Source organism: Morganella psychrotolerans (assembly GCF_001676155.1).
In the GTDB taxonomy this organism is placed as follows: domain Bacteria; phylum Pseudomonadota; class Gammaproteobacteria; order Enterobacterales; family Enterobacteriaceae; genus Morganella; species Morganella psychrotolerans.
This window is the reverse complement of sequence record NZ_LZEW01000033.1, coordinates 106,974-131,596: the sequence shown is the minus strand read 5'-3', so window position 1 is coordinate 131,596 and position 24,623 is coordinate 106,974. Positions and strand designations below refer to the sequence as shown.

The window sequence follows — 24,623 nt, the reverse complement described above, 5'->3', positions numbered from 1 at the left end:
ACACGGCCATTAACTGCAACTACTGCAGTCTGACTAAGTTGCGGCGTTGGCCGCAGCGATTAGTACAGACGAGTGCGACGTGCGTTTTCGCGAGCCAGTTTCTTAGCATGACGCTTAACAGCGGATGCTTTAGCGCGTTTACGTACAGTCGTTGGTTTTTCATAAAACTCACGACGACGTACTTCTGCTAAGACGCCTGCTTTCTCGCAAGAGCGTTTGAAACGACGCAGTGCAACGTCAAATGGCTCGTTTTCACGTACTTTAATTACCGGCATGTGCCTCTACCTCAATAAAATAGGTCTGTACTGGCGTTATGCCAGTTGTCTTCAAAATGGTGCGGAATTTTACTTCAATGTGACCCACGTTGTAAAGCATTGTGGATAATCAGGCAGAGAAATTTCCGGGATATGTTCAGTCATACTGACAAAACAGGATCCACGCACCAGACAAGGGGTTTCATAGAGGAGAAAGAGTATAGCGGGTACGTAGTGATTTGTCAGCAACAGAAATCACTCCTGAGGGGAAAAGTATGTGGATAACTATAATTAACCTGTTAATAAACCATTTTCACTGAATAAAAATCAGCCGGGAACACCCCGTATTTCACCTTAATACCTGTCACTGTGCCATTATGGTGATACACTGACGCCTTTGCGGAGGCGGATGCATCGTTATGTACATTTATCGCCATGTTATCTGCCGCCAGTCCCGTCAGTTTTTGTTCCTGCGAGTTAAGCCCCATGCGAGTGTTAGGCATTGAAACATCCTGCGATGAAACCGGAATCGCAATTTATGATGATGAAGCCGGGTTACTGGCTAATCAGTTATACAGCCAGATAAAAGTTCATGCAGATTACGGCGGTGTTGTGCCGGAGCTGGCTTCCCGTGATCATATCCGCAAAACCGTGCCGCTGATTCAGGCCGCGCTGAAAGAAGCGAATTTATCGGCTGAGGATATTGATGCTGTGGCGTATACCGCAGGACCGGGGCTTGTCGGTGCACTGATGGTCGGAGCGACTGTCGGACGTGCACTTGCATTTTCCTGGGATGTTCCGGCAGTACCGGTGCACCATATGGAAGGGCATTTACTGGCACCGATGCTGGAAGAAAACCAGCCTGACTTTCCGTTTGTCGCGCTGCTTGTTTCCGGTGGTCATACACAGCTTATCAGTGTGACCGGTATCGGAGAATATACGCTCCTGGGTGAATCAATTGATGATGCCGCCGGGGAAGCGTTTGATAAAACAGCAAAATTACTGGGTCTGGATTATCCCGGTGGCCCGGCTCTTTCCCGTATGGCCTTACAGGGTACTCCCGGACGCTTTGTTTTTCCGCGCCCGATGACTGATCGCCCGGGACTGGATTTCAGTTTCTCGGGTCTGAAAACAGCTGCGGCTAATACTATTCATCAAAATGATGATTCCGATCAGACGAAGGCGGATATTGCGCGCGCGTTTGAAGATGCGGTAGTAGATACATTAATTATTAAATGCAAACGCGCACTGGTGCAGACCGGTTTTAAACGTCTGGTAATGGCAGGTGGTGTGAGTGCCAACCGCACGTTACGTGAGCGTATGGCGCAGACACTGACTAAACTGGGCGGAGAAGCATTCTACGCCCGCCCTGAGCTGTGCACGGATAACGGTGCGATGATTGCACTGGCCGGGATGATCCGCTTTAAAGGCGGTATGCGCAGCGGATTAGGTGTGACAGTGCGTCCGCGCTGGCCGCTGGCAGAACTGCCGCCGCTGGATAAGTAACAGAAACCAAAAAGGCGCATCAGCGCCTTTTTTAATCTTCTTTTTCCTGCTCTTTTACTTCCTGAATAATCTCTTTCTCTGTTTTCGCCCGCTTTTTCTTCAGCTTCTGCCAGATGCGGCTCTCTTGTCCGCGCCACAGGCGCTGAATATTGTCATGATGACGGATAAGCACCAGACAGGAAAGCATCGCGACAGGAAAAGTAAACTCCGGTTTGAACCACCAGACATAAAAGGGGGCAACCAGCGCACTGACAATCGCGCCCAGAGAGGAATAGCCGCTCAGCAGTACCGTCAGCAGCCAGGTTCCGGCTACCAGACCAGTCAGATCCCAGCCGATAGCGGCAATTGACCCGAATGCGGTTGCAACACCTTTCCCGCCTTTAAAGTGGAAAAATACCGGATAGATATGGCCTAAACAGGCGGCAATAGCGATAATACCGAGGTAGAAATAAGGTATATTCAGCAGGTAAGCAAACCAGACCGGCAGCATACCTTTAAGCACGTCGAAGATGAGAACACCGGCAGCAGCCAGTTTTCCGCCGATACGCAGGACATTGGTGGCGCCGGGATTTCCGGAGCCGTGAAGGCGCGGATCGGGCAGTCCCGCAAGACGGCAGATCAGGATCGCACCGGAAACAGATCCCAGCAGATAAGCGAAAATGATCATGGCAAGCGCGATTCCACTCATGCCTTCCTCCTGATTGACAGTAAATTGCAGTAATATAGTCTCCATGGATAATACGCATATTTCATGGGAAGTGATATCCGATGAGCATAAAAAAAACGGGGTAAATGCGGATGGATGTTGTTTTTATTAAGAAACTTGTTGTTTTCACAACAATTGGTGCTTACGACTGGGAACAGGGTATCACGCAGAAACTGGTGTTCGATATCGAAATGCATTGGGATAATAAACGCGCATCAAAGAGTGATGATGTAGAACATTGTCTTGATTACGCAAAGGTAAGTGGTGCAATTATGGATTATGTTCAGTCAAAAAGTTTCGCTCTGGTGGAACGTGTGGCGGAAGAGGTTGCCGGTCTGCTGCTTACCCGTTTTTGTACGCCGTGGGTACGGATTTGTGTGGCAAAACCGGGTGCGGTTGCTCAGGCGGATGAAGTCGGGGTTATAATTGAGCGCCGGCGTACAGTCTGAAACTGTCATTAAACTGTCATACGGTCGTAATATGCTGATGTCCGAATCCGGCAATTCCGTTTCCGGGGTTGCCTTGTTTTTTCTTTTGCACAGGGCCTGATATGGGTGACTTTACAACATTACTGCATGCGTTGATTCTCGGGGTTGTTGAAGGATTAACAGAGTTTCTGCCGGTGTCATCAACCGGTCACATGATCATTGTCGGTGAGTTACTCGGCTTTACGGGTGATAAAGAAAAAACCTTTGAAGTGGTTATTCAGCTCGGCTCAATTCTTGCGGTTATTTTCATGTTCTGGCGGCGGATGTTTGCCCTTATCGGTATTCATTTCGGGCAGGTTCCTCATGAGGGGCAGACTCAGGGGAAACTGAATTTACTTCACATTATTATTGCCATGGTGCCTGCCGTGGTGCTGGGATTATTACTGCGTGATCACATCAAAGCGCTGTTTAACCCGGTCAATGTCATGTATGCCCTGGTGGCGGGCGGTATCCTGCTGATTATCGCGGAAGTATTCAAACCGAAAAAAGCACAGTCTACCGGACTTGATGACATCAGTTACCGCCAGGCGTTTGCGATTGGTTGTTTCCAGTGTCTGGCACTGTGGCCGGGCTTTTCCCGCTCGGGCGCGACCATTTCCGGCGGTATGCTGACCGGGGTTAACCGGTACACGGCATCAGAATTTTCCTTTATTTTAGCTGTCCCGATGATGATGGGCGCAACGGCGCTGGATTTATACAAGAGCTGGAGCTTCCTGAGCAGTTCAGATATCCCGATGTTTGCTGTCGGTTTTCTCTCCGCATTTGTTGTCGCGCTGATAGCCATGAAGACGTTCCTGTCACTGATTAAGCGGATCTCCTTTATCCCGTTTGCTATTTACCGGTTTATTGTGGCGGCAGCCGTTTATGTGGTGTTTGTACACTAAATACACGGTGTTATCTTCTGCGCAGAAAAAATCCCGTTGACCTGCGCAAAGTCAAAGCGGGCAGACCGCAGATTTGCTACTAATATACTTAATAACGGATACATGCAGCCGGTGATAGCTCACCGGGCTGCATGTATAATATTTTATTTATGTTGACTGCCCGACACAGCGTGATCAGATGCTCTGCACCTGTCACGAGTCTGACCACAAAGCCGCGCCGGAGCCAATAAATCGAGCAGGAGCCAGGATTATGTGCAGCACATGCGGTTGCAGTGAAGGAAACGTGCAAATTGAAGGTCACAGCCACGACCATCACGACCATCACGACCATCACGACCATGAAAATCATTCCCGTCCCGTCATTATTCATCACCATCACTATCATCATAACGGGAATGTAAACCACTATTATTATGATGGACGGGAAGCCGCGCCGGATAATGAGCATGCAGCGCATGATGAACACCATCATGACCACGGGCACGATCATTCTCACGACCACAGCCATGCCCATGATCACAGCCACTCTCATGATCACGGTCACTCACATGATCACAACCATTCTCCTGAACATAGTCATGACCATGAGCACGGACATGAGCACACCGCCGCATTTGCGCCGGTAGTTGATGACGATAATATGCATTACGGCATGGGTGAAGCCGGAACTCACGCACCGGGTCTGAGCCAGAAACGAATGGTACAGATTGAGATGGGCGTGCTGGATAAAAATAATCAGATCGCTGCACATAACCGCGAACACCTGAAAGAGCAGGGAATTTTGGCACTAAATTTAGTCTCCAGCCCCGGTTCAGGTAAAACCACCTTACTGACCCGCACACTTAATTACCTGAAAGATAAAGTATCTTGCGCCGTGATTGAAGGCGATCAGCAGACCACCAATGACGCAGAGCGTATCCGCGCGACCGGCGTACCGGCAATTCAGGTCAATACCGGCAAAGGGTGTCACCTGGACGCTCAAATGGTGCATGATGCTATGCATCATCTGAAATTATCAGATAACAGCCTGTTATTTATAGAAAATGTAGGAAATCTTGTCTGTCCTGCCAGCTTTGATCTGGGCGAACAGCATAAAGTGGCGATCTTATCTGTCACGGAAGGTGAAGATAAGCCTCTGAAATACCCGCACATGTTTGCTGCCGCTGACCTGATGCTGATTAATAAAATCGATCTGCTGCCGTATGTTGACGTCAATATTGAAGCTTGCGTAAATGCAGCGCGCCGTGTTAATCCGGACATTGATGTGATTGTTCTTTCTGCCTCAACAGGCGAAGGCATGGATGAGTGGGTGACCTGGTTGCAAAACCGGCTGGGTGATATTGCACAGCAGCGCAGTACCGCCGCAGAATAAGGGATTTTTATGCGTTTTGTTGATGAATTCCGTGATCCGGCGCTGGCAGAGAAATTGCTGGCACAGATCCATGAGGAAATGGCGGAGTGGCCTCATCCTCTGAAACAGCCGTTGCAGATAATGGAAGTGTGCGGCGGTCATACTCACGCCATCTTTAAATTCGGGCTGGATAAATTACTGCCGGACTCCGTGGAATTTGTCCACGGACCGGGCTGCCCGGTGTGTGTATTACCCATGGGGCGCATTGATGCCTGTCTGGAAATTGCTGCCCGGCCGGATGTCGTCTTCTGTACATTCGGGGATGCCATGCGCGTTCCCGGACGCGGCGGTTCATTGCTGGATGCCCGTCGTCACGGCAGTGACATCAGAATTGTTTATTCGCCGCTGGATGCGCTGACCATCGCCCGTGATAATCCGGAAAAAGAGGTTGTCTTCTTCGGGCTGGGATTCGAAACTACCATGCCGGGCACCGCTGCAACATTGCAGCAGGCGAAAAAAGCCGGTCTTAAAAATTTCACCGTATTTTGCCAGCACATCACTATTATCCCGACATTGCGCACATTACTTGAGCAAAAAGATGTGTTTATCGACGGCTTTATCGCACCGGGGCATGTCAGCATGGTTATCGGCTGTACGCCGTATCAGCCATTGTGTGATGAATTTGCCAAACCGTTTGTTGTCACCGGTTTTGAACCGCTTGATTTACTTCATGCCATCTTAATGGTTATCCGCCAACTGAAAGTGCAGGCGCAGGATAACACCTCGCCGATGGCGGTCGAAAATCAATACAGCCGTATTGTGCCGGAGCAGGGTAATTTACTGGCACAAAAAGCGCTGGCAGACGTATTCGAACTGAAAGCCAACAGTGAATGGCGCGGGCTGGGCAATATTGCAGATTCCGGGGTGCAACTGAAACCGGCGTATCACGAATTTGATGCAGAACGCCGTTTTCAGCCGAAGCCGCAGTCCGTCGCCGATAATCCGCAGGCGCGGTGCGGTGATGTACTCACCGGACGCTGTAAACCGGTAGATTGCCCGCTGTTCGGCAATGCATGTTCGCCGGAAACGGCACTTGGTGCGCTGATGGTCTCTTCAGAAGGGGCATGCGCGGCTTATTATCAATATCGTCGCGGAGAATAAAATGAAACCCATTACTGAAATTACGTTAGCGCAGGGCAATGGCGGACAGGGAATGCAGCAGCTGATTGACTCGCTGTTTTTACAGGCCTTTTCTAACCCGTACCTGAATGAGAAAGAAGATCAGGCGCGGATCCCGCTGGCAGAATTACAGGCGGCAGGCGATCGTCTGGCGTTCAGTACTGACAGCTATGTGATTGATCCGATTATTTTTCCCGGTGGTAATATCGGCAAACTGGCCGTATGCGGCACGGCAAACGATCTTTCTGTCGGCGGTGCTGTTCCGCGTTATCTCTCCTGCGGATTTATTCTCGAAGAAGGGCTCTCTTTTGAGATACTGTCACAACTGGTCACCAGCATGGCAGAAACCGCAAAAGCGAACGGAATTCAGATAGTTACCGGTGATACTAAAGTGGTGCAACGGGGTGCTGCGGATAAAATCTTTATCAATACCGCCGGTATTGGCGTGATCCCGTCACAACTGAACTGGGCAGCAGCACAGTGTCGTCCGGGCGATAAAATTATTGTCAGCGGCACACTGGGCGATCATGGTGCCGCGATCCTTAATCTGCGTGAAAACCTCGGACTGGATGCGGATCTACAAAGTGACTGCGCAGTACTCGAACCCATGCTGGCACCTCTGCGTGCAATCAGCGGCGTCAGAGCCGTGCGGGATGCCACCCGTGGCGGCGTCACTGCGATCCTGCATGAATTTTCCGATGCCTCTCAGTACGGTATGAATATCGAAGAGCAGGCATTGCCGGTAAAAACCGCCGTGCGCGGTGTTTGCGAACTGCTGGGGCTTGAAGCACTCAATTTTGCCAACGAAGGTAAAGTCGTGATTGTGGTGGCTCCCGAAGCAGAAAATGCCGTGCTGGCAGCATTGCACGCAAGCCCGCTGGGGCAGGATGCCTGTACCATCGGGCAGGTAACAGAAGTGAAAAAAGTGAAAGTACAGGGGATATTCGGGGCAACCAGACTCCTGGATTTGCCGTATAATGAGCCCTTACCCCGCATCTGCTAATCTGCGTCATCCTTCGCTCCACAGCTGCGTTGGCTGCATAAAAATCCCCGGGTCACATACTTGTGTATGCTCCCCGGGGATTTTTATTTGCCGCCTTGCTGTGAAACGAATGATTTAGCAGATTGTCTTTTTGGTCTTTTTTCAGAGCCAAAGCGCATAAGGGAACAACCGGCAAAAATAAGGAAAGCGTAAAGTGCCATGGATGGCGCGATCCGAGCGAACAGGGATGTGTTTACAGCGTCTTTCCGGTTTGCCGGTTGTCCCTGCGTCCCCGATGGTCAGGTAATTCCCCCTTGTTTTTTCTCTGGGCAGAATATCTTTGAGCTTTATCATTCACCGCAAATATTTTTTAGCGCAACGCTTTATACAGGCGTATGATTTGCGGGTGGATCTGCGCTGTCAGATCCTACTGGTACGCACGTACCCTGATATTGCTTCCCGACGCTGTCGGGATTTTTTTGGTAAAAAAATGAACTGGTCTACATTTAAATCAACGTATCTTGTCAAGTTTTGGCAGCCGTTGCCTGCAGTGATCGCCGCCGGCATCTTATCCACATACTATTTTGGATTAACCGGTACATTTTGGGCGGTCACCGGAGAGTTTACGCGCTGGGGCGGACACATAATGCAACTGTTCGGCGCAGAACCGGAGAACTGGGGGTATTTTAAGGTAATCGGTTTGCAGGGCTCGCCCCTGGACAGAATCGACGGCATGATGGTCATCGGCATGTTTGCCGGGTGTATCGCCGCAGCCTTATGGGCAAATAATGTCAAAATCCGCCTTCCTCAGCACAAAATCCGCATCTGGCAGGCCATTATCGGCGGCATGATCGCCGGTTTCGGTGCCCGCCTGGCAATGGGTTGCAACCTCGCCGCTTTCTTTACCGGTATTCCGCAATTCTCTCTGCATGCCTGGTTTTTTGCGCTGGCAACCGCTGCCGGTTCCTATTTTGGCGCAAAATTCACACTGATGCCGATGTTCCGTATTCCGGTCAAACTGCAAAAAGTCAGTAAAGCATCCCCGCTGACACAGGATCTGCAACGGGCGAAGCGCCGTTTCCGCCTTGGTATGCTGATTTTCCTGCTGTGTGTCACCTGGTCGCTGTTCACCTTATTTGAATCACCAAAATTGGGTATCGCGATGCTATTCGGTATCGGTTTCGGATTATTGATTGAGCGGGCGCAAATCTGCTTTACCTCGGCATTTCGTGATGTCTGGATAACCGGGCGCACCCACATGGCAAAAGCAATTATCCTCGGGATGGCTGTCAGTGCTATCGGGATTTTCAGTTATGTGCAGTTAGGTGTTCAGCCAAAAATTTTCTGGGCAGGACCGAATGCCGTTATCGGCGGTCTGCTGTTCGGGTTTGGTATTGTCCTTGCCGGTGGTTGTGAAACCGGCTGGATGTACCGCGCGGTGGAAGGTCAGGTTCACTTCTGGTGGGTTGGTCTGGGTAATATCGCTGGTGCAACCATTCTTGCGTATTACTGGGATTCACTCGCACCTGCACTGGCAACAGATTACGACAAAGTCAATCTGCTGGATACGTTTGGTCCGATAGGCGGTCTGCTGGTTACTTACGGGTTGCTGGCCTTTGCCTTTATCTTATTACTGATGTGGGAAAAACGGTTCTTCCGCCGTAAAAATCAGGCTGAAACCACACCGGCTACCGCACACTAAGGAGCAATTAAAATGAGTATAAATACCACAACAATTGTACCGGATTACCGGCTGGATATGGTCGGCGAGCCGTGCCCGTATCCTGCGGTGGCAACACTGGAAGCCATGCCGTCACTGAAGCCCGGGGAAATTCTGGAAGTCGTAAGTGACTGCCCGCAGTCAATAAATAACATTCCTCTGGATGCGAAAAATCACGGCTATACCGTATTATCCATTCAGCAGGATGGTCCGACAATCCGCTATCTTATTCAGAAATAAGCCCTGCGCCAGGTACCGGTTTAACGCCGGTACCTGTCACTGTTTCAGCAATGCAATTGCAGCGGTAATGCGCGTCCCAACCGGGTAATCCGGTGCGGGTGGTGCCAGTTTCAGGGCAATCTGACGCAGTGGCTCAGCAATCACCATTGATAGCAGCAAGTCACTAACCTGTGCCGGGTCCGGCAGCGGTAAAAAATCCCGGTGGCGGGAAAGCCATTCCGTCAGTAATGCGCGCCCGCGCTCAATGCCACTCGTCTGATATCGTGCCAGCAGCGCCTCCCGTCCGGGAAATTCACTGCTCAGCAGGCAAAACAGACCAACCGCCTCAGCACTCAGAACTTTGTTGCTCATTACAGTCAGATGCTCCGCCAGTAATTGACAAAATTCTGTTTTATCTTTTGTATCCCGCGTAAACAGCGGCACAAATGTGTCAGTCCAGCCACGGACAATCTGTTCAATCAGGTCTTCTCTGTTCTCAACAAAACGATACAGCGTTTTCTTTGATACCCCTGCTTCTTTTGCAACCGCATCCATCGTGGTGGCTGTATAACCCTGTGATAACAGCAGGTTAAGCGAAGCTTTATGGATCTTTGCGATAAGTTCCTGTTCCGGTACAACCGGACGTCCCCGGCCTTTTGTTTTTGCGGCAGGTTCTGTAGCCATACGTGCGATCCTCAATTGACAAATACCCGTTTAGTGACGATATTAATTTAGAAACGAAATTCGTTTCCTAATTGTGGAGTATACGGTATGTCAGCAAAAAAACAAAATTTACCCTGGGCACTGAATGATATTAACGAATTATTATCCCCGGAACCATTGCGGATGGAAATGGGGCTGGATCGCAGCGATGACGGTTTACTGACTGTATCAGTCAGAACGGATCTGCATGGTTGCAAAGGTCGGATGCTGGCATGGTGGTTTACTTTTTTTGAAACCACACAACATATCCGCTGGTGGCACCCGCATGACCATGTAGCTCATCACGGCTGGGATTCTGTTTGGAAGAAAGGCGAAAATTATATCGGCGCAACTATCCGGGCAGTGGAATCACTCGGATCTATTCCGCCGGTCGGTGCAACGTTGAAATTTAATGATGCTGCGGATTTTTTTGATGCGGAAAAGCTGGCCGCTGCCCGGGCAGATAATCAGTTTTCTGCCGCAATTTGTGCGCATATCGGGTTCGGGGATGATGTGAAAACGGATAAGCAGGGTTACCCTCTTGACGGCAAAATGTTGCACATAACGTATGACACAGAATTTGGTTGTGTGCTGCGTAGCCGGTTTTTACTGGGTGCATCACTGAAAGAACCACTGACAGAATTGCCGGATGAAATCGGTTTCGGATTGATGAAACACTGCTATAACGAATTTACGTATCTGTCCCGCTTTTTGCCGTCTATTTATTACGGTGAGCACGGAAATGATGAAAAAGCACCATTGCCATGGGCATAATAAATAATAAATAACAAAAAACAGCGGGAGCGCCACAAGCGGGGCTCCCGTTTCAGTCAAATCAGCGTTCGGCTTCGCCGCCGAGCGCATCAATGGTATTGCTGATAAGGGCACTCAGTTCGCCGGTCATCAGGATAAAATCAGCATCAAAACGCTGGGCGAAATCTTCGCGATCGATATCTTCGTTTTTATCTTTCAGATCGTCACTGAATTTCAGGCGCTTAATGGAGCCGTCATCAGAGATAAGGAATTGTATCCGCTCTTCCCAGTCAAGTGCCAGCTTGGTCACACATTTACCGGCCTCGATACAGGTGGCGATTTCATCTGAAACCAAATCCTGTTTTTTACAGCGGATTACGCCGCCATCTTCCAGAATAGCTTTCAGCTCAGCTTCATCCATCAGCACAAAACCGGTTGGTAAATCCCCTGAGCGCACCCATTCGGTTAAGGTCAGTTCAATCGGATCTTTAGTGGTCAACGGGATTACAGGCAACGATCCCAGTGCTTTACGCAGCAGTGCCAGGTTATCTTCCGCCCGTTTGGCGCTGGCGGCATCGACAATAATAAGGTCGCGCTCTGTGTCAATCCAGATAGTGGTCTGACTGAAACGGCTGAATGCGCGTGGCAGTAAGGCGTGAACCACTTCATCTTTCAGGGAGTCTTTTTCGGTTTTTTTCAGTTTCCGGTGCTGCTCATGCTCCAGTCTTTCGATTTTTGCCTGTAATTCCTGCTTGATCACAGTAGATGGCAGCATTTTCTCTTCTTTACGGGTACAGATAAGGATCTGTTTACCGGCAGAATGAGTCAGCGCTTCACTCCGGGAGCCCATCGGCGATACCCAGCCGGTTTTCATCATGTCCTGACTGCCGCATGGTGTGAAAGCCGAGTGCTCCAGCTGCTTTTCCAGTTCATCAGCAGACAGCGGGAACGGGGAGCTAAGGCGGTAAACCAGTATATTTTTAAACCACATCTGACAGTCCTGTTTTATGGCGCGGAGTCATTGCGCGGTGACGATAGCATCCGGCTATGATACCGGATCTTGCCGGTTTGCTCACCCTTATTCATTCAAACTGCAGGTTCGTTGGCGGTACTCAGCCAGCCGGGTCACATACTTGTGTATGCTCCCCGTCTATCTTCTCTTGCCGCCTTCCTGCATCTTGAATGATGTTGGGTATATACCCTTATTCATTCAAGCTGCATGACGTCGGGCATATGCAGGGGCTTGATTATCAGCCCGTCGCCTTGCATTATCTTATAATGATATCCGGAACATAAATTCTTAGCGCAAGGGGGCAATATGCGGATCGGAATTGATTTGGGTGGCACCAAGATTGAAGTGATCGCACTGAGTGAGCAGGGACAGGAACTGTTCCGCAAGCGCGTGGATACGCCGCGTTTTGATTATCAGCAGACATTGCTGGCGATTGCCGGGCTGGTGAATGATGCCGAAACCGCAACGGGTGAAAAGGGCTCTGTCGGTATTGGTATTCCCGGGACGCTGTCGCCGGTAACGGGACGGGTAAAAAATGCCAATTCGGTCTGGCTGAACGGGCAGCCGTTTGATGCTGACCTGAGAGAATTACTGAAACGGGAAGTGCGGGTTGCCAATGATGCAAATTGTCTGGCTGTTTCAGAGGCGGTCGATGGCGCCGGAGCCGGTTTTCCTGTGGTGTTCGCGGTCATTATTGGGACAGGGTGCGGGGCAGGGATTGCGTTGAATGAACAGGTTCACTGTGGCGGAAACGGTGTTGCCGGTGAGTGGGGACATAACCCGCTGCCGTGGCAGAATGAGAGTGACCGTCAGTTTAAAGGTGTGACAGATTGCTATTGCGGCAAGCCCGGTTGTACTGAATTGTTTATCTCAGGCACGGGTTTTATGGCGGATTATGCGGCGCTGAGTGGGGAAACCTGTAAGGGGGCGGAGATTATCCGTCGTTTATCTCAGGGGGATCTGATTGCAGAGCAGGCGATGGCAAATTATGAGCAGCGCCTTGCCAAAGCCCTGGGGCAGGCTGTAAATATGCTGGATCCGGATGTAATTGTACTGGGCGGCGGGATGAGTAATGTGGATCGTCTGTATCAGACGGTGCCTGCGCTGATACGTTCATGGGTATTCGGCGGGGAATGTGACACGCCGATCCGCAAAGCGGTACACGGAGACTCAAGTGGTGTTCGTGGTGCTGCCTGGTTGTGGCCGAAAGCCTGAAAAAAAGCCCGCACAGGCGGGCAAGGTATATTCGACACGATAACATACCCTTATTCATTCAAACTGCAGGTTCGTTGGCCGCACTCAGATAGCCGGGTCACATACAAGTGTATGCTCCCCGTCTATCTTCCCTTGCCGCCTGCCTGCATCTTGAATGACGTTGGGTATATACCCTTATTCATTCAAACTGCAGGTTCGTTGGCTACGCTCAACCTGCCTGCATCCTGAATGACGTTGGGTACAGAAGGTAACGACGGCGCTTTATGACAGGTAAAGCGCCTGATGATTCCGGGACAGTGACAGTAAAAGTCACTGTAAAAACAAAGAGTGATTAGTTAAAGATTTTAAAGCGGCTTTCATCATCCATAAATGCTTTTTCACCGGCTTCCTGTGCAACAGAACCGAAGACTAATTGTGCGCGCAGTTTCCAGCTTTCCGGCAGATCCCATGCTTTACGCACCTGCTCGTCGATAATCGGGTTGTAATGTTGCAGTGATGCGCCGATGTTTTCTTCAGATAATGCAGTCCAGACAGCGAACTGTGCAATACCACTGGCTTGTTCAGACCAGACAGGGAAATTGTCAGCATACAGTGCGAATTGTTCCTGTAATCCTTTTACAACGGATTGGTCTTCAAAGAACAAAACAGTACCGGCACCGGACAGAAATGCATTATCGATTTTGCTTTCAGTCGCTGCGAAGGCATCCGCAGGAACGATGGCGCGCAGGGAATCTTTTACAATATTCCACAGCTTTTTGTGGTTTTCACCGAACAGAACCACTACGCGTGATGATTGTGAGTTAAATGCAGTCGGGCTGTGTTTAACGGCATCTTTGATGAGTGTAGTGACACGATCCTGAGAAACAGGCAGGTCATTACCAAGGCTGTAGATTGTTCTGCGTTTTTTAATTAACTCGATAAATGAATTAGACATGTTGCTCTCCGTTGAAATTTTTTGTCGGAAAAACCGGTTTCCGCTTTCTTGTTACTTCATGTTCAATAGCATATAAGCAATGAATCAAAAAACATACCGAAAATATTTAACATGATGTTTCAAAAAATTAGGTCGATATAAAAAAACACAATAAATTTCAATTGATTGTTATCGTTTTTACGCTGTTTTTTTAGATGTCATTCAGGCGTTACTCTGTATTCCGGTGATAATTTACTGATCCCCAGTCCGTTCATTTTTCTGACAGAGATCTGTACCGCAATGCGTTCTTTCATGGCGTCTATGTGGCTGATAACGCCGATTGTCTTACCGGACGCATTCAGGTTATCCAGGGCATCAAGTGCAATATCCAGTGTTTCCTGGTCTAGTGTGCCGAACCCTTCATCAAGGAAAAGGGACTCAATTTGTGTTTTATGACTGACCAGATCTGACAACGCGAGAGCCAGCGCAAGGCTGACCAGAAACGTTTCCCCGCCGGAGAGGGTTTTGGTGTCACGTTGTGCATCGGCCTGCCAGGTATCGGTAACCTGAAGCTCCAGGCTTTCTCCTGACTTACGTTGCAACACATAACGTCCGTGCAATTTATCCAGTCGCTTATTTGCCAGGTGAATCAGATAATCCAGCGTCAGCCCCTGGGCAAAACGGCTGAATTTTGTGCCTTCAGCGGAACCAATCAAAAGGTTCAGCCGACTCCAGTCGGTGTATTCCTGCTGACTTTGTGCAATCAGATTAAGCAGACCGCCCTGCTGAACGCGCTGAGTATTATCGGTACTGAGCTGCCCCTGTAGTTCGCCCTCACGGACACTGATAGCCCGCAGTTGCTGTGCCAGAAGTGTCTCTTTTTCATTAAGTTGTTCCGGTGTCAGTTCCCGGTGTGTTTCCGGCTGATTTTCCAGATGCCGGGCCTGACGGGACTGGCTGTCGCTCAGGCTTGTGGCGGCTTTCAATTGTGCCAGATTCAGTTCATTTTCCAGCGTTTCCAGGCGGAGGTTGTCTTTTTCACTCAGCAGTGCGGCGAGGAAATCAGTTTCATCTGTAAACGGGCTGTCTGTCAGGTGCTGCTGAAAACGGATCTGTTCTTTTTCCTGTTGAGCCTGTGCATCCAGGCGCTGCTGTTGCATGCGTTTTTCCTCTCCCTGTAAGCCGGAGAGCCTGTTTTGTAATTTTTCCCGTTTTTGTGCCAGCGTAGTCAGCAGCGTTTCCTGTGTCTGCCGCTGGATATGCATTCGTTGTAATTCGGTACTGATAATTTTGTCACCAAATAAATGCCGGCGCTTTTCTGACATAAGCTGATGTTGTTTGCTGATTTCATTCAGCGCGACAGACTGCTCAGCCAGGTGGCGGGTCAGTTTGGCTGAAAGCGCATCCAGGTTTTGTTGTTGTGCCGTCAGTTCAGCCAATTGTTGGGTACTTTGCCGGATATGCTGTTCATTTGCGGTGAATTGCTCACTATCCTGCTGACATTGTGCCAGCCAGACATCCGTTCGTTCCGGGGCAGGGACGGTATAGCCGAAGGCGGTGACGGCGTGTGTCAGTGTCTCTTCCAGTAACTGTTGTTGCTGCCGGAGTTGTGCAAGCTGCACATTATATTCAGTATATTGTTGCAGCAGGTATTGCTGTTCCCGCTCCGTGGTTTGTCTGGTTTGTAACAGGCGTTCGCAGTCAGCTTCTGCGGTTTGTAATGTGTTCTGATGCTGTAAAATCTGTGTTTCCAGCGCGAGACGTTTTTCCAGTTCCTGCTGTTTTTGCTGATATAGTTCATCAGATTGTAGTATGACGCCGGGCAGATCCTCAGGTGATGTCTGTAAAGCGGTAAATCCGCCACCGGTACAGGCTGCCTGCCATTGAGCGGTCAGCTGTGTAAGGCTGTGTTCTGTCTCCTGCAAGGCGCGGGAGAGGGTGTCACGTTGTGTTTGTGTCAGCGCCAGCAAATTTTGTTTTGCTGCCAGCGCCTGTTCAGCTTGCCGGACATCGCGCGTCAGTGCATCCAGACGCTGTGTTGTGTCATCAGGTGTTATCTGCTGATAATCTGTCACCGCCGGGTGGTTGGTACTGCCGCACAACGGGCATGGTTCTCCGGATTGCAACCGCTGACGCTCCGCATCCAGACGGATGATAGTCTGCTCCAGTTGCAGTCGTGCTGTCAGGTCACGCAGGTGCTGTTGTTTCTCTGCCAGAACAGGGGCTTGTTGTGCGCACCAGTCGGTAAGGGCAGTAATATCGTGTTGTGTTTGTTCTCTGTCCCGCAGCGTGTTTTCTTTGTTCCGGGTCAGCAGGGCTGTCTGTGGTGATAACTGCGACAATTTTTGCAGCCACTGTTGCTGCTCACCTGCCTGTTTCAGCTGTAACCGGAGTGTATCTGTTCCGGCTGCCAGTTGTGCATCCTGCAACTGTGTTTGCAGTGTTATCAGTTGTGAGCGCAGCGGTGCGGTAGTCTGCTGTTTTACTGTGTAGTTATCTGATAATTGGCTGAGTGTGGCGATCAGTGTTTTCTGTTGTTGTTCGTTAGCCCGTTGTTTCTCAGAAATAAGGCGTATTTGTTCACTGTTTTTATACCTGTCCTGCAACTGATGCTGCCATTGTGCTATTGCTGCCGGAAGCGTTTCTCTCTGATGGTTTTCATTGTGCCAGAGCAGGTTGCGTTCGTGTGTACTGCGTATCAGTGCCAGCTTTTCCTGTAACTGAATCGTTTGAGATTGCAGTTCCTGCTGTTCAGTCTGTGAGTTCTGATGTTGCTGTTGCTGTGTACTCAGTTGGTTACTGAGCAGCTGTAATTGATTATCCAGCGGACGAATTTCATTTTCTGCCAGTGTTTCCAGTTCCTGGCAGTGCAGGCGATGCGCATTTAATGCAGTTTGTTGTGTTTCATACTGTGCGCCCAGGGCCGAAAGTTCCGGGATTACCGTTTCCGTTATTTGCTGCAACTCCTGTAAACGGGCATCCAGTTGTGCGTTCATTTCCCTGCTGCGTATCAGTGCGTCCCTTGCGGGGCGCAGTTTTTCTGCCGGTCGCCCTCTGTGTAATACAATGAGCTGTGGCTGTGCGTCCTGAACCTGTTGCATGACAGCGGCATGCTGTTGTTGGTGCTGTGTGGTTTCTGTATTAAGCTCATTTTTTTGCTGCCACCAGCGGAGTACAGTTTGTATCTCCGTTTGCAGATTACGCTGTGTTTTTTTCTTCCGTTTGCAGAGAATCAAGTTCATCGCGACACTGCTGATATTGTTCAGGTGTCAGCAGACGGATGGCCGATGCCTGTGCTTCCAGCCTGTCCAGTTCATGGCGGGCTTCTTTGTGTTGTTCAAATACCTGGCGGGAGATAATCCGGTAGATTTCAGTCCCGGTTAGTTCTTCGAGTAAATCAGCCCGTTCATTATCATCAGCATTTAAAAAAGCGGCAAAATTTCCCTGTGATAACAGAACAGAACGGGTAAAACGGGCAAAGTCCAGCCCGGTTATCTGAATGATGGTTTCCCGCACCTGTGTCAGTTTATCGGACAATATTTTTCCGGTGGCGCACTCTGCCACTTCTGCTTTCGGTGCCTGGAGGTTGCCGTCAGCTTTATCTCTGGCGCGGCGCTGGCTCCAGAAGGCGCGGTAGGCTTTCCCTTTTACAGAAAATTCGACCTCAGCAAGACATTCTGCGGTATGGCGTGTCATCACATCATTGTGGGATGCGGACGTTTCCACCCGGGGAGTCCTGTGATAAAGCGCAAGGCAGATAGCATCAAGCAGTGTTGTTTTTCCGGCACCGGTAGGGCCGGTAATGGCAAATAAACCGTTACTGGCGAAAGGCTCTGCTGTGAAATCAATTTTCCATTCGCCCTGAAGGGAATTAATATTTTTGAAACGTAATGTCAGGATTTTCATTCGCTTTTTACCTTCTGATCCTCACTGACCTGCTGACAGACCTGCCGGAAAAGCGTGGTCAGGCGGGGAATAGCGTCTTCTTCAGTATCACTGAGCGCCAGTCGGCGCGCAAAAACCTCTTCTGTGGTGAGCTCATTCAGGGTTTCTTTGAGAATATCACTCTCCTGCCACTGTTGTTTGCGGCGCTCCCGGCGCAGAAGTACCACTTCTGCGGCGTAAGGTTCAGTCAGTGCCTGAATGCGTTTCTGTATATCCGGCAGATAATCCCGCCCGGCAATTTCGATATCCAGCCAGACCGGTTGTATTTTTTCATCCCGCAAAGGAAATTGTGACAGCGCGCGGCTGATAGTATCAAGATCGCCTTTCAGGCAGACCATCGGCTGAAAACAGGGAACCGTAACCGGCTCAATATTGGTGATTTGTGTGTCATTTAAGGTCAGCAGAAAGACACTTTTTTCCTGCCCTGTTTCATCAAAACTCAGCGGAACCGGTGAGCCACTGTAGCGGACAGTGCCGCTGTCACCGATATTCTGAGCGCGGTGAATATGACCGAGTGCAATATAATCAGCAGGCGGAAATGCCCCTGCCGGAAATGCTTCCAGGGTGCCGATGTAAATATCCCGGACTGAATCTGTGGTTTTGGCTCCCACGGTGGTCAGATGCCCGGTCATAATGATCGGGACATCAGCACTCAGTTCTGTACGTTTTGCCATAGCTTTGTCATAAAGTGACTGATAATAAAGCTGTATCGCGTTCAGCAGTGCCTGCTGTTTTTCACTTTCTGATTGTCCTGCCTGACTCAGCAGAATATCGCGGGGACGCAGAAACGGAATTGCACAGACAATCGCACCGGGTCGTTTTTGCTTGTTATACAGTACGATAAGATCCTGCTCCGGATCAGGGCGGGCGACGACATTCACATTCAGGCAGGCAAGTAATTCACGGGACTCATTAAGTGTTGCCACCGCATCATGATTACCGGCAAGTACAATCAGATGACAACCGGTACGTTGCAGTTTTGCGACAAATTGATTATAGAGTTCCCGGGCGTAGCTCGGTGGTGAGGCGGTATCAAAAATATCACCGGCAATAATAAGCGCATCAACCTGTTGTTTTTCAATCAGGTTGATCAACCAGTCTGAAAACTGCTGATGCTCATGCAGCCGGTTTTTGGTGTAAAAATATTGCCCCAGATGCCAGTCTGATGTGTGAATTATCTTCATTAATTATTGATCCCTGTCCGGAAAACGACCCGTGTGTGCAGTTTGCTGCCCACGGAAAACAGAGTATAACGGAAATCCGTCTGCAAAAAGAGATGCTGGACATTTATCCAGCTTTTTTCGATACCCCTCGCATTTTTTGTGTAATGTGTCATTTTGGGGACATCACCTGTGCGGTACAGTCAGACGTATCGGACGATATTCATAAATCTGTCACAAAAGTGACGCATAATCGCGGCACTGTCTGATGAAATGAAATTAACGGTAAACAGGGGTAGTCATGGCAAGACGGATTTTAGTCGTTGAAGATGAAGCACCTATCCGTGAAATGGTCTGTTTTGTGCTGGAACAGAACGGGTATCAGCCAATTGAGGCTGATGATTATGACGCGACAATTGCCCGTCTGGTCGAGCCGTTTCCGGATATGGTGCTGCTTGACTGGATGATCCCGGGCGGCACCGGTATCCAGATTATCAAATATATGAAGCGTGATAATCAGCTGCGCGATATACCGGTAATGATGCTGACCGCCCGCGGAGAAGAGGAAGATCGCGTGAAGGGGCTGGAAACCGGCGCGGATGATTATCTGACTAAGCCGTTCTCACCAAAAGAGTTGGTTGCCAGGGTTAAAGCTATTCTCCGCCGTATTTCCCCGATGGCGGCAGATGATCTCATCGCTATGAACGGGCTGACACTCGATCCCGCCTCTCACCGCGTGACAAGTAATGATAATCCGCTGGATATGGGGCCGACAGAATTTAAATTGCTGCACTTTTTTATGACACACCCGGAGCGGGTTTACAGCCGGGAGCAATTGCTGAACTATGTCTGGGGTGAAAATGTTTATGTTGAGGATCGTACTGTGGATGTGCATATCCGCCGGTTGCGTAAGGCACTGGAAACAGGCGGTCACGACAAAATGATACAGACTGTCCGTGGTACGGGTTACCGTTTTTCCGTGCGTTACTGATTATAAACCGCAAGAGGATTGCGCGTGCTAGAGCGTCTTTCGTGGAAAAAAATTGTGCTGGAATTACTGGTTTTCTGCCTGCCGGCACTTATTTTGTCGCTTTTTTTCGGATTTACCGGTTGGTTTCTTGCCGCAGCGTTATTTGCGGTAACACTCTGGCATGGATATAACTTACTGAAATTATCGGACTGGCTGTGGCTGGATCGCAGTGTGTTGCCACCGCCCGGACGTAGCAGCTGGGAGCCGATTTTTTACGGTATTTATCAGCTGCAGCAACGTAACCGCAAGCGCCGCCGGGAACTCGCCACATTAATTAAACGTTTTCGCAGTGGTGCAGAATCGCTGCCTGATGCGGTAGTGATGATGACAGAAGACGGCAATATCTTCTGGTGTAACCGTCATGCTCAGAATTTATTAGGTTTCCGCTGGCCGGATGATAACGGGCAGCACATCTTTAACCTCCTGCGTTATCCGGATTTCAGCCGTTACCTTACACACGGTGATTTTTCCCTGCCGCTGACCCTGGAACTGAATAACGGCACCATGGTGGAGCTGCGCATCATGCCGTATGCTGAGGGACAGATACTGATGGTGGCGCGTGATGTAACAGAAAAACGCCGCCTCGAAAATTCCCGCCGTGACTTTTTTGCCAATGTCAGCCATGAGTTGCGCACTCCGCTGACTGTTTTACAGGGCTATCTTGAGATGCTGGCTGATCAGGATTTTGATAACCCGATGAATAAAAAGGCCATTATAACCATGCAGGCACAAACCCGCCGTATGGACGGAATGGTGAAGCAGTTATTGCAGTTGTCAAAAATTGAGGTGGCGGTTAAAACAGAGTTTGATCAGCCTGCAGATATTCCCGGAATGCTGATGATGCTGCAACAGGAAGCGCAGACGCTGAGTCACGGACTGCATGATATCCGCTTTGATACAGATGAAAAACTGAAGATTTTCGGTGATGAGGATGAACTGCGCAGCGCCATGTCGAATCTGGTGTATAACGCCGTGAATCATACTCCGGAGCATACCCGGATTGATGTCAGCTGGGCGGTACGTAACGGAAATGCTGTTTTCAGTGTTAAAGATAATGGTCCGGGAATTCCGGCGGAGCATTTGTCCCGTCTGACAGAACGTTTTTACCGGGTGGATAAATCCCGTTCCCGGCAGACCGGCGGTTCGGGGCTGGGGCTGGCGATTGTCAAACATGCGTTACAGCATCATCACAGCCATCTGGATATTGTCAGTAAACCCGGACAGGGTGCGGAGTTCAGTTTTACTATCCCGGCTAAATTTATCGTTAAATCCTCTCACTGAAAGCGGCTCCGGCCGTTTAGTGCTGTAATTGGTGTAATATTCAGCATATATTAACCTGCTGTTTAAATTTTAAACAAATCATATAGTGTTTATTGAAGCTTACATAACAGCAATCGCTGCTTTGGAAATAGAGTGCGGCAGAAAGTTCTGGTTTTAGCTTTGACTCTTGCCTTTTTCCGCTATAAACGCTCTACTTGTAGTGCGTTATTGGCTAATATCACTGTTTTTTAATTATAATCACTATAGTTATTTATTTTAAATGAATAATGTTTTGCTAATGATTTGTTAAACCAGCAGGAGATATCGTCAGTGGCAAATCAGGGGGTTGGATTTTATTTTCCGATATTTTCATTAAATAGTTAACATTAAACTAACAATAACAGACAAAAATAATATGGCGCATCGTTTAACTTCGAGAGATATTTTAGCCTTAGGTTTTATGACCTTTGCGCTCTTTGTCGGGGCAGGGAATATTATATTTCCGCCAATGGTCGGATTACAGGCCGGTGAAATGGTCTGGACGGCAGCAGCCGGCTTTCTGATAACCGGCGTCGGCTTACCGGTACTGACTGTAGTTGCACTGGCAAAGGTCGGTGGAGGCGTTGAGGCGCTCAGTTCGCCTGTGGGGAAATATGCCGGGCTGTTGCTGGCATTTGTAGCGTATATGTCTGTCGGTCCGCTTTTTGCGACACCACGCACAGCAACCGTATCTTATAAAATCGGGATCGCGCCGCTGGTCGGCGGGGAATCTGATATTTCACTGCTTATCTACAGCCTTGTCTATTTTGCCTGTGTGATCGGCATTTCATTGTATCCGGGTAAATTGCTGGACAGCGTCGGGCACGTACTTGCACCGGTAAAAATGCTGGCGCTGGCAATCCTGGGTATTGCGGCTGTGATGTGGCCTGCCGGTGACCCGATTATGGCAACGCCGGAATACAAAGAAATGGCGTTTTCCAACGGATTTATCAATGGTTATCTGACCATGGATACTCTGGGTGCGATGGTTTTCGGTATTGTGATAGTGAATGCCGCACGTTCGCGCGGAGTGGAAAACTCCTCTCTTCTGACCCGTTACACCATGTGGGCGGGGCTGATTGCCGGTGTTCTGCTGACCTTGGTTTATCTGGCACTGTTTAAGTTAGGGGAAAACAGCGGGTCAATTATCCCGAATCCGGCAGATGGCGCAGAAATTTTACATGAGTATGTGCAGTATACCTTCGGCAACTACGGCAGTTTCTTCCTTGCGGTACTGATTTTTGTCGCCTGTATGGTAACGGCGATTGGCCTGACCTGTGCCTGTGCGGAGTTCTTCAGTCGTTATCTGCCCATTTCGTACCGGCCACTGGTGTTGATCCTCGGCGGTTTCTCTATGGTGATTTCAAACCTGGGACTGAGCAAACTGATTGCATTTTCCTATCCGGTACTGGTATCGATTTATCCACCATGTATTGTGCTGATTTTACTCAGCTTCACATTGAGATTCTGGAAGAAACCGGGCCGTGTGGTTGCACCTGCGATGCTGGTCAGCGTGATTGTCGGCACGATGGGCGCACTGAATGCGACCAAGATATTCAACCCTTATATACCGTCATGGATTGAGTCATTGCCGTTTTATAAATATGATCTGGCATGGCTTGCGCCGACACTCGCAGTACTGGTTGTGTCCATTGTGATTGACCGGGTGATGGGTGCGGAGCCGGAGACGGTTCAGAAACACGCCTGACAAAATGATGACTTACAGAAAATACTCTGCTCCGGCGGAGTATTTTTTTATCCGAATTTAGGGCATAAAAAAACCAGCCCTGAGGCTGGTTTTTTGTATCTTTTAACTGCCGGAAATTACAGCTTGCCGGAGTTCTTTTTCAGGTAGTCAGCAACGCCTTTCGGAGACGCGCTCATACCTTCCTGACCTTTTTCCCACTGTGCAGGGCACACTTCGCCATGCTCTTCGTGGAACTGCAGCGCATCGACCATACGGATCATTTCATCAACGTTACGGCCCAGCGGCAGGTCATTGATAACCTGGTGGCGGACAACACCATTTTTGTCGACCAGGAAAGAGCCGCGCAGTGCAACACCCGCTTCAGGATGTTCAACACCGTAAGCTTTCATGATGTCGTGTTTGATATCTGCAACCATCGGGTACTGAACCTGACCGATACCACCCGCATCGATAGCGGTGTTACGCCATGCGTTATGAACAAACTCTGAGTCCATAGATATGCCGACCACTTCCACACCACGTTTTTTGAACTCTTCATAGCGGTGATCAAATGCGATCAGCTCTGAAGGACAAACGAAGGTGAAGTCCATTGGCCAGAAAAAGATAACAGCCGGGCGGCCGTTCAGGTGTTTTTTCAGATTAAAATTATCAACAATCTCACCGTTACCAAGAACGGCTGCAGCTGTAAAATCGGGGGCTTGACGGGTTACCAGAACCATAATTTACTCCTGTAAGATTAATAGAGTATGGCAAAAAACAGCAGATAGAATAAGGAATTTGAGACAGGTATTAAAGTGCATAATACCGATTAATATAATAGGTTTTACCTATCAATACTTCCTTGTTCTATCTGTTACCTAAATAAGATAGAGCTATTTGGGTAAAGTTCAAGTGCTAATTGTGTGAATGAACGTAAAAACCGTTACTGTGATGTAGAGGACTTTGTTACAGACTCCATCATTTGTGGATAGAAGCGGAAGAAAATATCCTCAAGAGACTGATAGTTATTAATAAAATCGTAATCGGTCTCTTTGAGTGCCGCCAGTTTCGGGCGACGGCGTGCCATACCTGCCAGCACTTGTCCGATATACGGCACTTCCTGATAGCGGATTAGCCAGCGCTGCGGCCACATAAATTCATTCATTTCCTGAAATTTCAGCGGTGTAAAAGCGAGCTGCGGCTCAATAACGGTACGGACATGCTGTGTGAAATCAGTGAGTGGGATGCCCGGTACAATGTCAGACCAGTGGCGTGACAGAAAGTGATCCCAGACAACATCCAGGGTTATCGGCGCATAGCGGCGCAATTCCGGTCTGAACAATTGCCGGGCTTCTCTGACCAGCGGGTGGGAATCTGTCAGTGTGTCCACCCTGCGGTGCAGGCGGATCCCTTGTGCTACCGCAGCACTGTACTGATCTTCCGGTGCACCGCGGACAAAATCAGCCATCAGATTACCGAGAAGACTACTATTTGCCAGTGAGGCAAGGTGAAGATGAGCGAGAAAATTCATATACCGCAACCTCTTATTCTGTCATCCGACGGGTTATTTCTTGCACCCCGGCCTTGCTGGCACTAGACTGTTGCGCCTGTTTTTCAT

Annotated in this window: 22 protein-coding genes and 1 pseudogene; 13 read left to right on the top strand and 10 right to left on the bottom strand. The window is 49.4% G+C overall.

Annotated features, from left to right (window positions below):
* Nucleotides 1-59 precede the first annotated feature (59 nt).
* The gene (rpsU, locus tag AYY16_RS20020) at nt 60-275 is read right to left on the bottom strand and encodes a 30S ribosomal protein S21 (protein ID WP_004240446.1); all 216 of its coding nucleotides are present in this window, start codon (nt 273-275) and stop codon (nt 60-62) included.
* 278 nt (nt 276-553) lie between these two features.
* The gene (locus tag AYY16_RS18185) at nt 554-757 is read right to left on the bottom strand and encodes a hypothetical protein (RefSeq protein ID WP_150385093.1); all 204 of its coding nucleotides are present in this window, start codon (nt 755-757) and stop codon (nt 554-556) included.
* On the opposite strand from AYY16_RS18185, the gene tsaD reads away from it, so the two are divergent.
* Entirely contained in the window at nt 741-1,760 is a 1,020-nt protein-coding gene (tsaD, locus tag AYY16_RS18180; protein ID WP_067369941.1) for a tRNA (adenosine(37)-N6)-threonylcarbamoyltransferase complex transferase subunit TsaD, read from the top strand. The genes AYY16_RS18185 and tsaD overlap by 17 nt on opposite strands.
* Nucleotides 1,761-1,791: 31 nt before the next feature.
* Here the strand turns inward: tsaD and plsY are convergent, their stop codons facing one another.
* The gene (plsY, locus tag AYY16_RS18175; protein WP_067369938.1) at nt 1,792-2,448 is read right to left on the bottom strand and encodes a glycerol-3-phosphate 1-O-acyltransferase PlsY; all 657 of its coding nucleotides are present in this window, start codon (nt 2,446-2,448) and stop codon (nt 1,792-1,794) included.
* 110 nt (nt 2,449-2,558) lie between these two features.
* Between plsY and folB the strand changes: the two genes are divergently transcribed.
* The 7 genes from folB to yedF all read left to right on the top strand — a co-directional run bounded on the left by folB (nt 2,559) and on the right by yedF (nt 9,310).
* Nucleotides 2,559-2,915, top strand: a complete 357-nt coding sequence (gene folB / locus AYY16_RS18170; RefSeq protein WP_067369935.1) for a bifunctional dihydroneopterin aldolase/7,8-dihydroneopterin epimerase — start codon at nt 2,559-2,561, stop codon at nt 2,913-2,915.
* Between the two features lie 101 nt (nt 2,916-3,016).
* On the top strand, nt 3,017-3,838 hold the full coding sequence (gene bacA, locus AYY16_RS18165; RefSeq protein ID WP_067369932.1) for an undecaprenyl-diphosphate phosphatase: 822 nt from the start codon (nt 3,017-3,019) through the stop codon (nt 3,836-3,838).
* Between the two features lie 250 nt (nt 3,839-4,088).
* Nucleotides 4,089-5,210: a hydrogenase nickel incorporation protein HypB gene (hypB, locus tag AYY16_RS18160; RefSeq protein WP_067369929.1), complete on the top strand. Its 1,122-nt coding sequence runs from the start codon at nt 4,089-4,091 to the stop codon at nt 5,208-5,210.
* A 9-nt stretch (nt 5,211-5,219) separates the two neighbouring features.
* Nucleotides 5,220-6,350, top strand: coding sequence for a hydrogenase formation protein HypD (gene hypD / locus AYY16_RS18155; RefSeq protein WP_067369925.1), 1,131 nt, complete (start codon nt 5,220-5,222; stop codon nt 6,348-6,350).
* A gap of 1 nt (nt 6,351) precedes the next feature.
* Nucleotides 6,352-7,371 (top strand): hydrogenase expression/formation protein HypE, encoded by a 1,020-nt coding sequence (gene hypE / locus AYY16_RS18150; RefSeq protein ID WP_067369922.1) that lies wholly within the window; start codon nt 6,352-6,354, stop codon nt 7,369-7,371.
* 469 nt (nt 7,372-7,840) lie between these two features.
* Complete coding sequence (gene yedE, locus AYY16_RS18145; RefSeq protein WP_067370008.1) at nt 7,841-9,052, top strand: selenium metabolism membrane protein YedE/FdhT; 1,212 nt, start codon at nt 7,841-7,843, stop codon at nt 9,050-9,052.
* A gap of 12 nt (nt 9,053-9,064) precedes the next feature.
* On the top strand, nt 9,065-9,310 hold the full coding sequence (gene yedF / locus AYY16_RS18140) for a sulfurtransferase-like selenium metabolism protein YedF (protein WP_067369919.1): 246 nt from the start codon (nt 9,065-9,067) through the stop codon (nt 9,308-9,310).
* A 36-nt stretch (nt 9,311-9,346) separates the two neighbouring features.
* Here the strand turns inward: yedF and AYY16_RS18135 are convergent, their stop codons facing one another.
* A complete protein-coding gene (locus AYY16_RS18135; protein ID WP_067369916.1) occupies nt 9,347-9,973 on the bottom strand; it encodes a TetR/AcrR family transcriptional regulator in 627 nt (208 codons plus the stop codon).
* 87 nt (nt 9,974-10,060) lie between these two features.
* Between AYY16_RS18135 and AYY16_RS18130 the strand changes: the two genes are divergently transcribed.
* The gene (locus AYY16_RS18130) at nt 10,061-10,765 is read left to right on the top strand and encodes a DAPG hydrolase family protein (RefSeq protein WP_067369913.1); all 705 of its coding nucleotides are present in this window, start codon (nt 10,061-10,063) and stop codon (nt 10,763-10,765) included.
* Between the two features lie 61 nt (nt 10,766-10,826).
* On the opposite strand, the gene rdgC is transcribed toward AYY16_RS18130, so the two are convergent.
* Nucleotides 10,827-11,735, bottom strand: a complete 909-nt coding sequence (gene rdgC, locus AYY16_RS18125) for a recombination-associated protein RdgC (RefSeq protein WP_067369910.1) — start codon at nt 11,733-11,735, stop codon at nt 10,827-10,829.
* Nucleotides 11,736-12,062: 327 nt separating this feature from the next.
* On the opposite strand from rdgC, the gene mak reads away from it, so the two are divergent.
* Entirely contained in the window at nt 12,063-12,971 is a 909-nt protein-coding gene (gene mak / locus AYY16_RS18120; protein WP_067369907.1) for a fructokinase, read from the top strand.
* Between the two features lie 331 nt (nt 12,972-13,302).
* Here mak and AYY16_RS18115 read toward each other — a convergent pair whose 3' ends face one another.
* From AYY16_RS18115 to sbcD, 3 genes and pseudogenes are all read right to left on the bottom strand, one after another.
* Nucleotides 13,303-13,905: a nitroreductase family protein gene (locus AYY16_RS18115; RefSeq protein WP_067369904.1), complete on the bottom strand. Its 603-nt coding sequence runs from the start codon at nt 13,903-13,905 to the stop codon at nt 13,303-13,305.
* Between the two features lie 197 nt (nt 13,906-14,102).
* Nucleotides 14,103-17,790, bottom strand: a pseudogene (locus tag AYY16_RS21840) (AAA family ATPase).
* Nucleotides 17,787-19,013 (bottom strand): exonuclease subunit SbcD, encoded by a 1,227-nt coding sequence (gene sbcD, locus AYY16_RS18105; RefSeq protein ID WP_067369902.1) that lies wholly within the window; start codon nt 19,011-19,013, stop codon nt 17,787-17,789. The pseudogene AYY16_RS21840 and the gene sbcD overlap by 4 nt, the downstream one beginning before the upstream one ends.
* Before the next feature lie 277 nt (nt 19,014-19,290).
* On the opposite strand from sbcD, the gene phoB reads away from it, so the two are divergent.
* The 3 genes from phoB to brnQ all read left to right on the top strand — a co-directional run bounded on the left by phoB (nt 19,291) and on the right by brnQ (nt 23,026).
* On the top strand, nt 19,291-19,980 hold the full coding sequence (gene phoB, locus AYY16_RS18100) for a phosphate regulon transcriptional regulator PhoB (protein WP_067369899.1): 690 nt from the start codon (nt 19,291-19,293) through the stop codon (nt 19,978-19,980).
* 24 nt (nt 19,981-20,004) lie between these two features.
* Nucleotides 20,005-21,300 (top strand): phosphate regulon sensor histidine kinase PhoR, encoded by a 1,296-nt coding sequence (gene phoR / locus AYY16_RS18095; RefSeq protein ID WP_067369896.1) that lies wholly within the window; start codon nt 20,005-20,007, stop codon nt 21,298-21,300.
* 394 nt (nt 21,301-21,694) lie between these two features.
* The gene (gene brnQ / locus AYY16_RS18090) at nt 21,695-23,026 is read left to right on the top strand and encodes a branched-chain amino acid transport system II carrier protein (RefSeq protein WP_067369894.1); all 1,332 of its coding nucleotides are present in this window, start codon (nt 21,695-21,697) and stop codon (nt 23,024-23,026) included.
* Between the two features lie 116 nt (nt 23,027-23,142).
* Here brnQ and AYY16_RS18085 read toward each other — a convergent pair whose 3' ends face one another.
* Together AYY16_RS18085 and AYY16_RS18080 are read right to left on the bottom strand one after the other, a co-directional pair.
* Nucleotides 23,143-23,745, bottom strand: coding sequence for a peroxiredoxin C (locus AYY16_RS18085; RefSeq protein ID WP_067369892.1), 603 nt, complete (start codon nt 23,743-23,745; stop codon nt 23,143-23,145).
* A gap of 203 nt (nt 23,746-23,948) precedes the next feature.
* Entirely contained in the window at nt 23,949-24,536 is a 588-nt protein-coding gene (locus tag AYY16_RS18080) for an acyl carrier protein phosphodiesterase (protein ID WP_067369888.1), read from the bottom strand.
* Nucleotides 24,537-24,623: the final 87 nt, after the last annotated feature.